This window comes from Streptomyces sp. NPDC005263 (assembly GCF_042872365.1).
Lineage (GTDB): Bacteria > Actinomycetota > Actinomycetes > Streptomycetales > Streptomycetaceae > Streptomyces.
On record NZ_JBIAKJ010000002.1, the window covers coordinates 136,606 to 149,424 of the forward strand.

Genomic DNA, 12,819 nt, shown 5'->3' on the forward strand with positions numbered 1-12,819 from the left:
AGCCGGGAGCCGGGAGCCGGGGGCAGGGGGCAGGGGGCAGGGGGCAGGAGAGCTGGAAACAGGGGACGCGGAGAGCCCCCGGACACAGGGGAGGCGCGGTGGCACTGGAAAACCGGCGACGCGGAGAGGCAAGGGGGTGTGGGTGGCGAAGCCCCCACAACGCGCGGCGAAGCCGCGCAAAAACAGCGATGGCGAGACAGGTTCGCGCTTTCCGCGAACACGCCTCGCCATCGACATCGTGCGCCGCCAGGGACTCGAACCCCGGACCCGCTGATTAAGAGTCAGCTGCTCTAACCAACTGAGCTAGCGGCGCATGACTCTCGCCTGACCGCTGGTGGCGGCTGGCGACAGAAAAATACTACCTGGTCCGCGGGGGTGCTTCCGACCACGTTTCTGAGGGGGGCGGCTTCTAGATCGCCAGGGACAGCAGCACCGGAGCAGCCCCGCGGTTCAGCCGGTCCGCGGCCTGGCGGAGGCGGTGGGCGTGCTCGACCGGCAGGGAGAGGGCCAGGCAGCCGACCGAGGAGCCGGCCGTGATCGGGACGGCCGCGCACACCGTGCCGACGGCGTACTCCTGGAGGTCGAGGTGGGGCACGGTCGGCGGCTGGGACTCCAGGCGGGAGAGCAGCAGCTTGTCGCTGGTGATGGTGCGCGAGGTGAGACGGGCCATCTTGTGCCGGGAGAGATGGTCACGGCGGCCGTTGTGGTCGAGTTGGCCGAGGAGGCTCTTGCCGATCGCGGTGGCGTGGGCGGAGTCGCGGAAGTCGACCCACTCGTGCACCGCGGGGGTGGCCGGGCCCGCGGCGTACTGCGTGACGTTGATCTCGCCGTCGACGTACCGGCTGATGTAGACGGCGGCCCCGACCGAGTCGCGCAGCCGCTCCAGTGCGCGCTGGATCCTCTCGCGCAGGGCCCGGTCGCGGTCCTGGGCGGAGCCGAGGCGGGTGAGGGCGGCGCCGGTGACGTACGCCCCGTCGGTGACCTGCTCGACGTAGCCCTCGCGGCGCAGCATCCGCAGGAGCGTGGTCAGGCGCTCCGGGCTGAGGCCGGTCAGGCGGGCGAGTCGGCTGTCGGTGACTCCGGTGGTGTGCCGTGCCACGGTCTCCAGGACGCGCAGCGCGTCCTGGGTCGAGTGGTACGGCGCGGTCGGCTCGTGCTTCAGCGCCACGGTGTTCCCCCTGCGCTCGCTCGGTCGCTCTTCAGCTGGACCGTCATGCTGGGCCGTTATCCGGACAGCGAATCCCTTCCACGATAAGGGGCAAGAGGGTTGTGGCGAGCGGTTGTTGACGAGATTCCGTCCCCCGGCACCGCTCTCAGCTGGGCCGCTGGCACCCCGGCATATGCCAGCGGCACGACCCGAGGCCCGGACCTCGGGTGTTGAACCGTGCTCACCTTTGGTGGGTCACAGCACCGCGCTGAGGAACTCCCGGGTCCGGTCCTGCTCCGGCTCGCTGAACATCTTCTCCGGCGAACCCGACTCGATGACGCGCCCCGAGTCGAACATCAGGACCTGGTCGGAGATGTCCCGGGCGAAGTTCATCTCGTGGGTCACGCAGAGCATCGTGATGTCGGTGGTGCGGGCGATGTCCCGCAGCACGTCCAGGACGCCGGCCACCAGCTCCGGGTCCAGCGCCGAGGTCACCTCGTCCAGGAGCAGGACCTGCGGCCGCATGGCCAGCGCCCGGGCGATCGCCACCCGCTGCTGCTGGCCGCCGGACAGCTGGGTCGGCCGGGCGTCGCACTTGTCGGCCAGGCCCACCAGGTCGAGCAGCCCGCGTGCCCGCTCCTCGGCCTCGTCCTTGGACAGGCCCAGCACGGTGACCGGGGCCTCCATGATGTTCCTGAGGGCCGTCATGTTCGGGAACAGGTTGAACTGCTGGAACACCATCCCGATGTTCTTGCGGACCTCGCGGATGTGCTTCTCGCCGGCCCGGACCAGCTTGCCGCCCCGCTCCTCGTGGGTCAGATAGTCGCCGCCCACCTTGATCGTGCCCTCGTCGGGCTTGGCCAGCGTCATCAGCAGCCGCAGGATCGTCGTCTTGCCGGAGCCCGACGGGCCGATCAGCGTGACGTGCTTGCCGGAGTCGACGGAGAAGTCGAGCCGGTCGAGGACCGTGTTGTCGCCGAAGCGCTTGGTGACCTTGTCGAAGCGGATCAGTTCTCTGCCGTCCACCGGCGGATTGGCGAGGGTGTCGGCGTGCTCTGCGGGATTGGTCTCAGCGGACAAGGCGTCGCTCCAGGGCTCGGATCAGGAGGGAGGCGGGGTAGGCGATGACGATGAAGGCCACGCCCACGATGGTGAGCGCCTCCGTGGTGAAGGTCTCGTTGCTGAAGGCCTGGGCCTCGCCGAGCATGTCGAAGGCGCCGATGGTCGCGATCATCGGGGAGTCCTTGAGCATGGCGACGACGTAGTTGCCCAGCGGGGGGACCACGCGGCGGATCGCCTGCGGAAGGATCACCGCCCGCCAGGTGCGGCCCCTGGACAGGCTCAGCGCCGTGGCCGCCTCCCACTGGCCGGCGGGGACGCCGTCGATGCCCGCGCGGTACACCTCGGCGGTGTAGGTGGAGTAGTGCAGTCCGAGGCCGACGATGCCGGTGGTCAGCGGCGACATCGACGGGCCGAAGTTGGGCACCACGTAGAAGAGGAAGAAGAGCTGCACCAGCAGCGGTGTGTTGCGGATGAACTCCGTGACGGCGACGACCGGCCAGCGCACCCAGACCTGCGTGGACCGCTGCGCCAGCGCCCACACCAGACCCAGCGCGAAGGCGATCAGGGTGCCGATGGCCAGGGCCTGCAGGGTGACGAGTACGCCGTCCCAGAACCGCGGCATGAAGTCGTCCACGACGTTCCAGTCCCAGTTCATCCCATACCTCCCGCGGACTGCGAACCGGCCTGCAGGCTCTCGCCGCTGGTACCGAGCTTCCTGGTGACCTTGTCGGTCTTCACCGGCCCCTGCCCGATCCCGGCCTTCGCCCGGCGCTCCACCAGCCGCATACCGCGGGTGATGAGGAAGGCGAGCACGAAGTAGAGGACCAGCAGCAGGGTGTAGATCGGGGTGGTCTCGTTGGTGCCGAGCCGCAGCAGATTGCCGGCGAACGTCATGTCGGCCACGGTGATGACGGAGACCAGGGCGGTGCCCTTCAGCAGCTCGATCAGCAGGTTGTTGAACGGCGGCACCATCTCGGGCCACGCCTGCGGCAGTTCGATCAGGCGCAGCCGCTGCCAGCGGGTGAAGTTGAGCGCGATGCCCGCCTCCTTCTGCGCCGGGGTGACGGCGGCCAGGGAACCGCGGACGATCTCGGAGCCGTAGGCGCCGTAGGTCAGGCCGAGCGCGCTGACACCGGCCCACATGGGCACCAGCTGCCAGCCGAAGAGGGGCAGCGCGAAGAACATCCAGAACATCAGCACCAGCGCCGACATGCCGCGGAAGACCTCGAAGTAGGTCCCGGCGAGGAAGCGGACGATCCAGTACTGCGAACCGCGGGCGAGACCGATCCCGAACGAGATGGCCGCGCCGAGCGCCGCGGCGTACACCGTCACCTGGACGGTGACCCAGATGCCCGGCAGGAACCAGGTGGTGAAGAACTCCGAACTCATCATCAGCCGCACAGCTCCTTCGCCGTGAGGTCCGTCATGTCGGCCTTGGAGAAGCCGAACGGGCCGACGATTTTGAGCAGTTCCCGGTAGTCGTGCGCCTTGAGCTTCAGGAGTTCCTCGTTGAAGGCGTCCCGGAAGTTCTTCTCGGACAGCCGGAAGGCGAAGCCGCCGGCGCCGTAGGCGGGCTTGCCGTCCATCACGGGCTGGAACGGCTCGGTCGCCGACACGCTTCCGGACCCCGCCACCGCCGACTTGACGGTGATGCGGGTGCCCGCGAAGGCGTCCACCCGTCCCTGGGCCACCGCGTCGAGGCCGGCCACCTGGTCCGGCAGGACCAGGACGTCGCTGATGCCCGCGGCCTTGGCGTAGTCGATCTGGGCGTAGGCCTTGCCGGAGGCGAGCTTCAGGCCCTTCTTCTTGACGTCCGCGTACGTCTTGATGCCGTGCGGGTTGCCCTTCTTGACGATGAAGGCGTCCAGCATGAGGTAGTCCGGGTCGGCGAACATCACCTGTTCGCACCGGAGGGGATTGATGTACATCCCGGCGGACACCACATCGAACTGCCGTGCCTTCAGCCCGGGTATGAGGGCGCCGAAGTCCACCGGCACCGGCTTGACCTCGTCGATGCCGAGCCTCTTGAAGATCACCCGCGCGATCGCCGGCGCTTCCCCGGTGGCCTGTCCGTCGTCTCCCACGTAACCGAAGGGCGGCTCGCTGGCGATACCGATCTTCACGGTCCCCTGGTCGCGCAGGGTGTTCAACAGGCTGCCGCCCAGCACCTTCCCTTCACCGGGGACGCGGCTGCAGCCGACCATCCCGAGACTTCCCACCGCACCCAGCGACACAGCTGAGGCGAGCATGGAGCGGCGGCTGATCCATCTGCCGGATCCGTTGTCGGTTCCTGATCGGTTTGCGTGTGGTCGAGCCATGGGCGCGCGGCTACCCGACTTCATTCGAGTTATGCCGATCACTTTCGGCCCCGGCCGTGAACCAGGCCCCCTTGACCGCGGGTGGACCATGGAATGCATGGCTGACCGATACATCGAAGTCTCGCTGGTCAAGCGCGGAATCACCGCCACGGCAAAGTTGCTGGACGATCGTGCGCCGATCACCTGCGCGGCCGTCTGGGATTCCCTTCCGCTCGCCGGCGACGTCTATCACGCCAAATATGCCCGAAACGAGATCTACGCCCTGTTCCCGCCCTTCGCGACATCAGAACCACCGCTGGAGAACCCGACCGTGACCCCCATTCCGGGAGATCTCTGCTATTTCTCCTTCGCGGGAGCGGAACTCGGCACCCAGTCCTACGGCTACGACCGCGAGGTCCGCCCCGGCACCACGGTCGTCGACCTGGCCCTCTTCTACGAGCGCAACAACCTGCTCCTCAACGGAGACGTCGGCTGGGTCCCGGGCATCGTCTGGGGCCAGATCACCGAGGGCCTGCCCGAGTTGGCGGACGCCTGCAACGACCTGTGGCGGACCGGGGCGGCGGGGGAGACCCTCAGCTTCCGGCGGGCGTGAGGCTCACCTGACGTACGACGCGGTGCCCGCCTCGTACAACGCGTGCGCCGCCCGCAGGACGAGGTCGTCGCGATGGCGGGCGGCCACCAGCTGGAGCCCGATGGGCAGCCCGTCGCCGTCCGTTCCCACCGGGACGGACGCGGCGGGCTGCTGCGTCATGTTGAAGGGGTACGTGAACGGGGTCCAGCCCGTCCAGCGGCGGTGGCCGGACCCCTTCGGCACCTCGACGCCCGCCTCGAACGCGGTGATCGGCAGGGTCGGGGTGACCAGCAGGTCGTAGGAGTCGTGGAAAACCCCCATGCGGCGCCCGAGTTCCATGCGGACGTCCACCGCGGCCAGGTAGTCCAGCGCGCTGTAACCGGCGCCCTGCTCGCAGATCTCCCGCAGGCCCGGGTCGAGCAACTCCCGCTGCCGCGGCCCGAAGTCCTGGGTCACCCGGGCCGCGCCGCTGAACCACAGGGTGTGGAAGGCGCCGACCGGGTCGGTGAAGTCGGGGTCGGCCTCGGTGACGTACGCGCCGAGCTCCGCGAGCCGCTCCACACCTCGCCGCACCGCCGCCGCGACCGCCGGCTGCACCGCCACCTGACCGCCGAACGAGGGTGAGTAGGCGACCCGCAGCCCCCGCACCCCGCCCGCCAGTCCCGCCGAGAAGGGGCCCGGAGCCGGGGCGAGCGCCGACCAGTCGCGGGAGTCGGCGGCCCCGATCACGTCGAGGAACAGCGCCGCGTCCGCCGCGTCCCGGGTCATCGGGCCCACATGGGCGAGGGTGCCGAAGGCGCTCGCCGGATACAGCGGCACCCGCCCGTACGTCGGCTTCAGGGCGAAGATCCCGCAGAACGCGGCCGGGATACGGACGCTGCCGCCGCCGTCGGTGCCGAGCGCGAGGGGACCCGCGCCCCGGGCCACAGCCGCCGCCGCGCCGCCGCTGGAGCCGCCCGCGGTGCGGGTCGGATCGTGCGGGTTGCGGGTCACGCCGGTCAGCGGGGAGTCCGTGACGCCCTTCCAGCCGAACTCCGGGGTGGTGGTCTTGCCGAGGAAGACCGCGCCGTGCTCACGCAGGCGGGCCACGGACGGCGCGTCCTCGTCCCAACGCCCCTGCTCCGAGAGCGCCTTGGAACCCTTCAGCGTCGGCCCGCCGCGCAACAGCAGGATGTCCTTCACGGTGGCCGGGACGCCGTCCACCAGCCCGGCCGGCTCACCGCGCCGCCACCGATCGGCCGACGCCCGCGCCTGTCCGAGCGCCTCGTCCGCGGTCAGCCGCGTGAAGGCGTTCACCTCGGGCTGGATCGCCTCCGCGCGTTCCAGGGCCGCGCGGGTCACCTCCACGGGGCTGAAGTCGCCCTTGCGGTAACCGTCGACGAGTTGTACTGCGGTCAGTTCGCTGAGCTCTGTCATCCGGCCCCTCCGTAGGACGTCAGTGTCCGGGTACGTACCCCCGTTGCTTGTCGACCACGTTCGGCAGTGCTTCACCCGCCTCCCACAGCCCGTACATCTCCACGAACTGCGCGCCCAGATCGTCCCGCCAGCCGACCGTGTCGCCGCTCATGTGCGGGGACACGATCAGGTTCGGGACCTGCCACAACGGGCTGTCGGGAGGCAGCGGTTCGTGCTCGAAGACGTCCAGCGCGGCGCCCGCGATCCACTGCTTGGACAGCGCCTCGACCAGCGCGTCCTCGACGACCAGCGGCCCCCGGCCGATGTTGACGAACCGGGCCGAGGGCTGCATCAGGCCGAAGCGGCGGGCGTCGAACAAGCCGTACGTCTGCTCCGTGAGCGGCGCCGCCGCGATCACCCAGTCCGCGCGGGCCATCAGCCGGTCCAGGTCCTCGGGGCCGTGGACGCCGGTGCGCGCCGTGCGGCCGACGAGGGCGGCCGTGACACCGAGCGCCTTGAGGGTGGCGACGATCGCCCGCCCGATGGGCCCGGCGCCGACGACACACGCGCGGGTGCCGGTCACCCGCTGCGACTCGCGGTGCCGCCAGGTCCCGTGCCGCTGCAACTCCCAGGTCCGCGGCATGTCCTTGGCCATCGCCAGCACCAGCGCGGCCACGTACTCGGCGATCGGCTGGTCGAAGACGCCCCGGGCGTTCGTCACCACCGTGTCGGAGGCGGCGAGTTCGGGACACATCAGGTGGTCCACGCCCGCGCTCGCGGTGTGCACCCAGCGGGGCCGCGGGCCGCCGCCGGGCCAGGCCGCCCGGACCGCGTGCGAGGTGAAGTCCCACACCAGCAGGACATCGGCCGACGGCAGCCGTTCGGCGAGGGTCGACTCGTCCGCGTGCTCGACGCGGGCCCGGCCGGTGAGGCTGCCGAGACGGGGCGGCGGGTCGGCGTCCAGGACCAGGACGGTGGGGACGGACGGGGGGCCGGACGAAGGGCCGAACGAAGGGCCGGACGAGGGCGCGGTCATGCGGAACAAGCCATTCGGGGTACCGATTCTTCGGAGACGACGGCCGTCTGACGTGGGCGGACATCGGCGGTTGACCGAGTCTTGACGTGTTGGTCACGAGGGCGGATTGACCACGCTCGCACCCGAACCTACCTTCGTCAACACGGGCGTGCACACGGTCCGTTGCCCTCTGGTCCCTCAGTGTGAGGCCGGTTTCTGCCATGGACGTTTCGTTTCTGGGGGGTCCACGCCCCCAGCGCGGTGTCGGGGTCGTCGCCCCGTTCGATTTCGCTCTCGACCGCGAGCTGTGGCGCTGGGTGCCCGACGAGGTCTCCCTGCATCTGACCCGAACGCCCTACGTCCCCGTCGAGGTCAGCCTCGACCTCGCCCGCCTGGTCAGCGAGCACGAGACCCTGCACGAGGCGGTGCGCACGCTGACCGCCATCGCACCCGAGGTCGTGGCCTACGCCTGCACGTCCGGCAGCTTCGTCGGCGGGATCGCCGGGGAACGCGCGATGTGCGCGGCGATGACCCAGGCGGGCGCGCTGCCCTCGGTCACGACGTCCGGAGCGTTGCTGGAGGCACTGGCGGAGCTCGACGTCCGCCGGGTCGCGCTGGTCACGCCCTACACCGTGTCGGTCACCCGCGCACTGGAGGCGTACGTGGCCGAGGCGGGCGTCACCGTCACCAGCTGCGCGTACATGGGCCTGACCAGGCACATCTGGAAGGTTCCGTACCGGGAGGTGGCGGACATGGCGCGCAGTGCCGGGCTCAACGGGGCCGAGGCGCTGTTCATCAGCTGCACCAATCTCCCCACCTACGACGTGATTCCCCAGCTGGAGGCGGAGCTGCGGATCCCGGTGATCTCGGCCAACCAGGTGACGATGTGGGCAGCACTACGCCATCTGGGTACCCGAGCCGTGGGACCGTACCAGGCGCTGATCGACCCGGCGGCCAGGCTCGGCCCCGTACTGCCGGACGTACCGGGGCTTCCGGACGTGCCGGTGCTACCGGACGTACCGCGACTGCCGGACGAAGAACAGCAGCAGGAAGGCTGGACATGACAGCACTGGGATTCCTCTATCCGGGCCACTCCGCCGAGGACGACTACCCGCGCATCGAACAGTTGCTCGGCAGCGACGTCCGCCTGGACCTGGTGCACACCGACATCGGCGAGGACGCCCACCGGGTCGACGCCCTGCTCGAAATGGGTTCCGCCGACCGGCTCGCGGCGGGCGTCGAGCAGCTGCGCATGGGCGGTGCCGAATCGGTGGTGTGGGCCTGCACCAGCGGCAGCTTCGTCTACGGCTGGGAGGGCGCGCACGAGCAGGTACGCGCCCTCGCCCTCACCGCCGGCATGCCGGCCTCCTCCACCTCCTTCGCCTTCGTGCACGCGGCGCGGGAGCTCGGCGTGAGCCGGGTCGCCGTCGGCGCGACCTATCCGGACGACGTGGCGGACCTCTTCGCCCAGTTCCTGCGCGCGGCCGGCCTGGAGGTCACCGGGGTCCGCGGCTCCGGAATCATCACGGCCGCGGAGGTCGGGACGTGGGGCGAGGACGAGGTGTTCGCCCTGGCCCGCGAGGCCGACGCCCCGGACGCCGAGGCCCTCCTGCTCCCCGACACGGCCCTGCACACCGCCGCCCACATCCCCGCCCTGGAGAAGGACCTGGGCAAGCCCGTCCTCACAGCCAACCAGGTCACCGTCTGGGAAGCCCTCAGGCTGGCAGACCGCAGGGTGAACGCCCCGTCCATGGGAGCCCTGTTCACGCGGGAACCTATCGTCCAGGCGTGAGGCTGGGTGCTGGGTGCTGGGTGCTGGGTGCTGGGTGCTGGGTGCCGGGAGCCGAGTGCCGGGCCCGGCACTCGGGGGTCGGGTGTTGGTGGGTCGGGGGCGAAGCCCCCGCCGGGTCCCGGGGCGGAGCCCCGGATCTTTTCGACGCCAGCCTCTCGACCAACCGAGACGGGCGGAGTGTGGGTGGGCGACTCCCGGGGTCTGGGGCGGAGCCCCAGAACGGCCCCCCCCCCCCCCCCCCCCCCCCCCCCCCCCCCCCCCAAAACCCCCCCCCCCCCCCCCAAACACCCCCCCCCCCCCCCCCCCCCCCCCCCCCCCGCCCCCCGTACGNNNGCGGGCGGGGGGGGGGGGGGGGGGCCCCCGCCCCCCCCCCCCCCCCGGGCGCGGGGGGGGGGGGGGGGGGGGGGGGGGCCCCCGGGGGGCCCCCCCCCCCCCCCCCCCCCACGCCCACCCCCACCCACCCGAGCCGGCCCCCGCCCCGGAATAACCGGAGACCCCCTCCTGTTACCTCCGGAGGACCCCGCACCGGCTCACCACAGGAGGCACCCCCGTGACCACAACCCCAGACGCGACCCGGGGAACCCCACACGGCACCGCCCCCACCCCCCTCTCCGTCCTGGACCTGGTCACCGTCGGCGCCGGCCGCACCGCCACCGACGCCCTCCGCACCAGCGTCGAGATAGCCAAGCTCGCGGAGTCCCGCCACTTCCACCGCTACTGGGTCGCCGAACACCACTCCATGCCGGGCGTGGCGTCCAGTTCCCCCGCCGTGATCCTCGCCCACCTCGCCGCCCACACCACCCGCATCCGCCTCGGCTCGGGCGGCGTGATGCTCCCCAACCACGCCCCGCTGGTGATCGCGGAGCAGTTCGGCACCCTGGAGGCGCTGGCCCCGGGCCGCGTGGACCTCGGCCTCGGCCGCGCCCCGGGCACGGACGGCGCCACCGCCGCCGCCCTGCGCCGCACCGACCGGCTCAACGAGGGCGCCGACGACTTCCCCCAGCAGCTCGCCGAGCTCATCCGCTTCCTCGACGACGACTTCCCCGACGGCCACCGCTACCGCCGTATCCACGCCGTCCCCGGCCCCGTCCAGGCGACCTCCCCGGGCGGCGTCCAGTCCCCGCACCGCCCGCCCGTCTGGCTCCTCGGCTCCTCCGGCTTCAGCGCCCGCCTGGCAGGCGAGCTCGGCCTGCCCTTCGCCTTCGCGCACCACTTCTCGGCCCAGAACACCGTCCCGGCCCTGGACCTGTACCGCGAGTCCTTCCAGCCGTCCGCCGTCCTGGACCAGCCGTACGCCCTCATCGGCGTCTCCGCCCTCGCCACCGAGGACGAGAAGGAGGCCCGCCGGCAGGTCCTGGCCGCCGCCCTGAACATGGTGCGGCTGCGCACCGGCCGCCCCGGACTCGTCCCCACCCCCGAAGAGGCCGAGGCCTACGCGTTCAGCCCGATGGAGCGCGAGTTCGTCGACTCCTGGAACGCGAACGTCATCCACGGCACCCCCGACGAGGTCCGCTCCGGCCTTGACGACCTCCACAAGCGCACCGGCGCCGACGAGCTGATGATCACGGGCAACGCCCACAGCGGCGACGTACGCCTGCGCTCCTACGAACTCATCGCGGACGCCTACGGACTGCCGACCGCCTGAACCCGCCCCTCACCGCGCACGCCGCGCTGCCTCGCGCCCCGTACACCTCACACCCGTACATCCAACAATCCGGAGATACGATCCGGCGGCACCGGCCGTGAGTACAGCCACCCCTGGCCGGTGTCGCAGCCGATCCGCCGCAGCCGCGCGGCCTGCGCGGACGTCTCCACGCACTCCGCCGTGACGGTCAGCCCCAGCCGGTGGGCGAGCTGGATCATCGCCTCGACGACGACCTCGTCGGCCGGGTTGGGCGCCACGCCCTCCCCCTCGTACTGGAAGCCCCGTACGAACGAACCGTCCAGCTTCAGCACCGACACCGGCAGCCGGCTGAGGTACGCCAGGTTCGAGTAGCCCGTGCCGAAGTCGTCGATGGCGATGTGCACGCCCATGTCGCTGAGGGCCTGGAGCGCCTGGAGCGGCCGGCCGGCCGAGCCCATCACCGCCGACTCGGTGAGCTCCAGCTGGAGCAGGTGCGGGGCCAGCTCCGTCTCCGCGAGGATCGCGGCCACGTCCGCGACCAGGTCGGAGTCCCAGACCTGACGGACCGCCACGTTCACACTCACGAAGACCGGCGGTTCGTCCGGATGGCTCAACTGCCACTGCCGCGCCTGACGGCAGGCCGTGGCCAGCACCCAGCGGCCGAGCTGCACGATCGAGCCGTCCTCCTCGGCCAGTCCGATGAACCGATTCGGCGTCAACATGCCGAACTGCGGGTGGCTCCAGCGCACCAGGGCCTCGACGCCCCGCAGTCGACCGTCCTCCATCCCCACCAGCGGCTGGTACTCCAGTACGAACTCGCCGCGTTCGATCGCGGGGCGCAGGGTGGAGGCGAGGGCCTGCCGGGTCATCCGATGGGCGTTGCGCTCCGGGTCGAAGAGGGTCCAGCGGGCCTTGCCGTCGGCCTTGGCCCAGTACAGCGTGGTGTCCGCGGCCTGCATGAGCCCGGTCGCGCTGGTGCCCGCCGCCTGCCGTTCCACCACGCCGATCGAGGCCGACACCGACAGGCGCTGCCCGGCGATGTCGAAGGGCGCCTGGACCGCGTTCAGTACCGCCTCGGCGAGATCGGCGAGCTGGTCGGTGCCGGTGGAGTCCTCGACCAGGAGCGCGAACTCGTCGCCGCCGAGCCGGGCCACCAGGGGCGCGCTGACCCGTCCGAGGCCGGCCTCGTCGGCGCAACGGGTGAGCCGGCCGGCGACGGCGGCCAGCAACCGGTCGCCGATGCGGTGGCCCAGGGTGTCGTTGACGGCCTGGAAGCCGTCGAGGTCCAGGTAGCACAGGCCGACCCGGCCGGTGCCGGTCAGCTCGTACGCCTCCGCCTCCAGCGCGGCCGTGAGCCGTTCGAAGAACAGGGTGCGGTTGGGCAGCCGGGTCACGGGGTCGTGCATCTGCAAGTGCCTGAGGCGCGCCTGAAGTTCACGGCGGGCGGTGATGTCGGTGACGGACAGCAGGACCGCACCGGGTCCCTCTCCCGACAGGGGCGCGACGGTGACCTGTGCCCACAGGGACCGGCCGTCGGGTTGCTTGAGTCGACGGGAGCAGCGCAGCCTGGCCTGCCGGCCGCGCAGGACCTCCTGGTAGGCGTGCCAGGCGCGCGCGTCGGAGGCCAGGTCCACCAGGTCGGCGGCGATCCGTCCGGTCAGCGCGTCGGGTGGGCTGCCGAGCAGTTCGCCCAGCGTGGCGTTGGCGCTGACGACCAGGCCCTCGCGGTCCACGACGGCCATCGCGACCGGCGCGGCCGTGAAAACCGAGCGGTAGGTCTGGGGCTCGGCACTGGTAGCCGCGTCGGCATCACTCTCTGTGACGGCTGACCGGTCGAGGTCTGCCGCGGGCGTCGGCCCTTCGGACGTTCCGCTCACCGCTCGCTCCCGCAGTGC

General features: G+C 71.3%; 12 protein-coding genes and 1 tRNA gene. 4 read left to right on the forward strand and 9 right to left on the reverse strand.

The annotated features are described in order from the left end of the window. Nucleotides 1-239: 239 nt before the first annotated feature. The 6 genes from ACFYRY_RS08005 to ehuB form a co-directional block, all read right to left on the reverse strand. Nucleotides 240-313: transfer RNA gene (locus ACFYRY_RS08005), tRNA-Lys, on the reverse strand. 96 nt (nucleotides 314-409) lie between these two features. After that, the gene (locus ACFYRY_RS08010) at nucleotides 410-1,168 is read right to left on the reverse strand and encodes an IclR family transcriptional regulator (RefSeq protein WP_389141379.1); all 759 of its coding nucleotides are present in this window, start codon (nucleotides 1,166-1,168) and stop codon (nucleotides 410-412) included. A gap of 234 nt (nucleotides 1,169-1,402) precedes the next feature. Beyond that, complete coding sequence (gene ehuA, locus ACFYRY_RS08015; RefSeq protein ID WP_389141381.1) at nucleotides 1,403-2,227, reverse strand: ectoine/hydroxyectoine ABC transporter ATP-binding protein EhuA; 825 nt, start codon at nucleotides 2,225-2,227, stop codon at nucleotides 1,403-1,405. Further along, nucleotides 2,217-2,864, reverse strand: coding sequence for an ectoine/hydroxyectoine ABC transporter permease subunit EhuD (gene ehuD, locus ACFYRY_RS08020; protein ID WP_389141383.1), 648 nt, complete (start codon nucleotides 2,862-2,864; stop codon nucleotides 2,217-2,219). The genes ehuA and ehuD overlap by 11 nt, the downstream gene beginning before the upstream one ends. Further along, nucleotides 2,861-3,601, reverse strand: a complete 741-nt coding sequence (gene ehuC, locus ACFYRY_RS08025; protein WP_389141385.1) for an ectoine/hydroxyectoine ABC transporter permease subunit EhuC — start codon at nucleotides 3,599-3,601, stop codon at nucleotides 2,861-2,863. The genes ehuD and ehuC overlap by 4 nt, the downstream gene beginning before the upstream one ends. Next, nucleotides 3,601-4,527, reverse strand: a complete 927-nt coding sequence (ehuB, locus tag ACFYRY_RS08030) for an ectoine/hydroxyectoine ABC transporter substrate-binding protein EhuB (RefSeq protein ID WP_389141387.1) — start codon at nucleotides 4,525-4,527, stop codon at nucleotides 3,601-3,603. Before ehuB ends, ehuC begins: the two co-directional genes overlap by 1 nt. Nucleotides 4,528-4,624: 97 nt before the next feature. On the opposite strand from ehuB, the gene ACFYRY_RS08035 reads away from it, so the two are divergent. Further along, nucleotides 4,625-5,119, forward strand: a complete 495-nt coding sequence (locus ACFYRY_RS08035; RefSeq protein WP_389141389.1) for a DUF3830 family protein — start codon at nucleotides 4,625-4,627, stop codon at nucleotides 5,117-5,119. 3 nt (nucleotides 5,120-5,122) lie between these two features. Here the strand turns inward: ACFYRY_RS08035 and ACFYRY_RS08040 are convergent, their stop codons facing one another. Then, a complete protein-coding gene (locus tag ACFYRY_RS08040) occupies nucleotides 5,123-6,514 on the reverse strand; it encodes an amidase (protein WP_389141391.1) in 1,392 nt (463 codons plus the stop codon). Between the two features lie 19 nt (nucleotides 6,515-6,533). Beyond that, on the reverse strand, nucleotides 6,534-7,529 hold the full coding sequence (locus ACFYRY_RS08045) for a D-2-hydroxyacid dehydrogenase (protein WP_389141393.1): 996 nt from the start codon (nucleotides 7,527-7,529) through the stop codon (nucleotides 6,534-6,536). Between the two features lie 200 nt (nucleotides 7,530-7,729). Here ACFYRY_RS08045 and ACFYRY_RS08050 point away from each other — a divergent pair, with 200 nt between their 5' ends. The 3 genes from ACFYRY_RS08050 (at nucleotide 7,730) to ACFYRY_RS08060 (ending at nucleotide 10,945) form a co-directional block, all read left to right on the forward strand. Further along, nucleotides 7,730-8,572, forward strand: coding sequence for a decarboxylase (locus ACFYRY_RS08050; RefSeq protein ID WP_389141395.1), 843 nt, complete (start codon nucleotides 7,730-7,732; stop codon nucleotides 8,570-8,572). Then, complete coding sequence (locus ACFYRY_RS08055) at nucleotides 8,569-9,300, forward strand: decarboxylase (RefSeq protein WP_389141397.1); 732 nt, start codon at nucleotides 8,569-8,571, stop codon at nucleotides 9,298-9,300. The genes ACFYRY_RS08050 and ACFYRY_RS08055 overlap by 4 nt, the downstream gene beginning before the upstream one ends. Before the next feature lie 550 nt (nucleotides 9,301-9,850). Continuing rightward, nucleotides 9,851-10,945 (forward strand): LLM class flavin-dependent oxidoreductase, encoded by a 1,095-nt coding sequence (locus ACFYRY_RS08060; RefSeq protein ID WP_389141399.1) that lies wholly within the window; start codon nucleotides 9,851-9,853, stop codon nucleotides 10,943-10,945. A gap of 47 nt (nucleotides 10,946-10,992) precedes the next feature. Here ACFYRY_RS08060 and ACFYRY_RS08065 read toward each other — a convergent pair whose 3' ends face one another. Continuing rightward, nucleotides 10,993-12,801 carry a putative bifunctional diguanylate cyclase/phosphodiesterase gene (locus ACFYRY_RS08065; RefSeq protein ID WP_389141401.1) on the reverse strand — a complete coding sequence of 603 codons (1,809 nt, stop codon included), beginning with the start codon at nucleotides 12,799-12,801 and terminating at the stop codon, nucleotides 10,993-10,995. Nucleotides 12,802-12,819: the final 18 nt, after the last annotated feature.

Coding starts and splice junctions, on each gene's coding strand:
- ehuD (WP_389141383.1), bottom strand. CDS start 2,864: ATGAACTGGGACTGGAACGTCGTGGACGACTTCATGCCGCGGTTCTGG.
- ehuC (WP_389141385.1), bottom strand. CDS start 3,601: ATGATGAGTTCGGAGTTCTTCACCACCTGGTTCCTGCCGGGCATCTGG.
- ehuB (WP_389141387.1), bottom strand. CDS start 4,527: ATGGCTCGACCACACGCAAACCGATCAGGAACCGACAACGGATCCGGC.
- ACFYRY_RS08035 (WP_389141389.1), top strand. CDS start 4,625: ATGGCTGACCGATACATCGAAGTCTCGCTGGTCAAGCGCGGAATCACC.
- ACFYRY_RS08040 (WP_389141391.1), bottom strand. CDS start 6,514: ATGACAGAGCTCAGCGAACTGACCGCAGTACAACTCGTCGACGGTTAC.
- ACFYRY_RS08045 (WP_389141393.1), bottom strand. CDS start 7,529: ATGACCGCGCCCTCGTCCGGCCCTTCGTTCGGCCCTTCGTCCGGCCCC.
- ACFYRY_RS08050 (WP_389141395.1), top strand. CDS start 7,730: ATGGACGTTTCGTTTCTGGGGGGTCCACGCCCCCAGCGCGGTGTCGGG.
- ACFYRY_RS08055 (WP_389141397.1), top strand. CDS start 8,569: ATGACAGCACTGGGATTCCTCTATCCGGGCCACTCCGCCGAGGACGAC.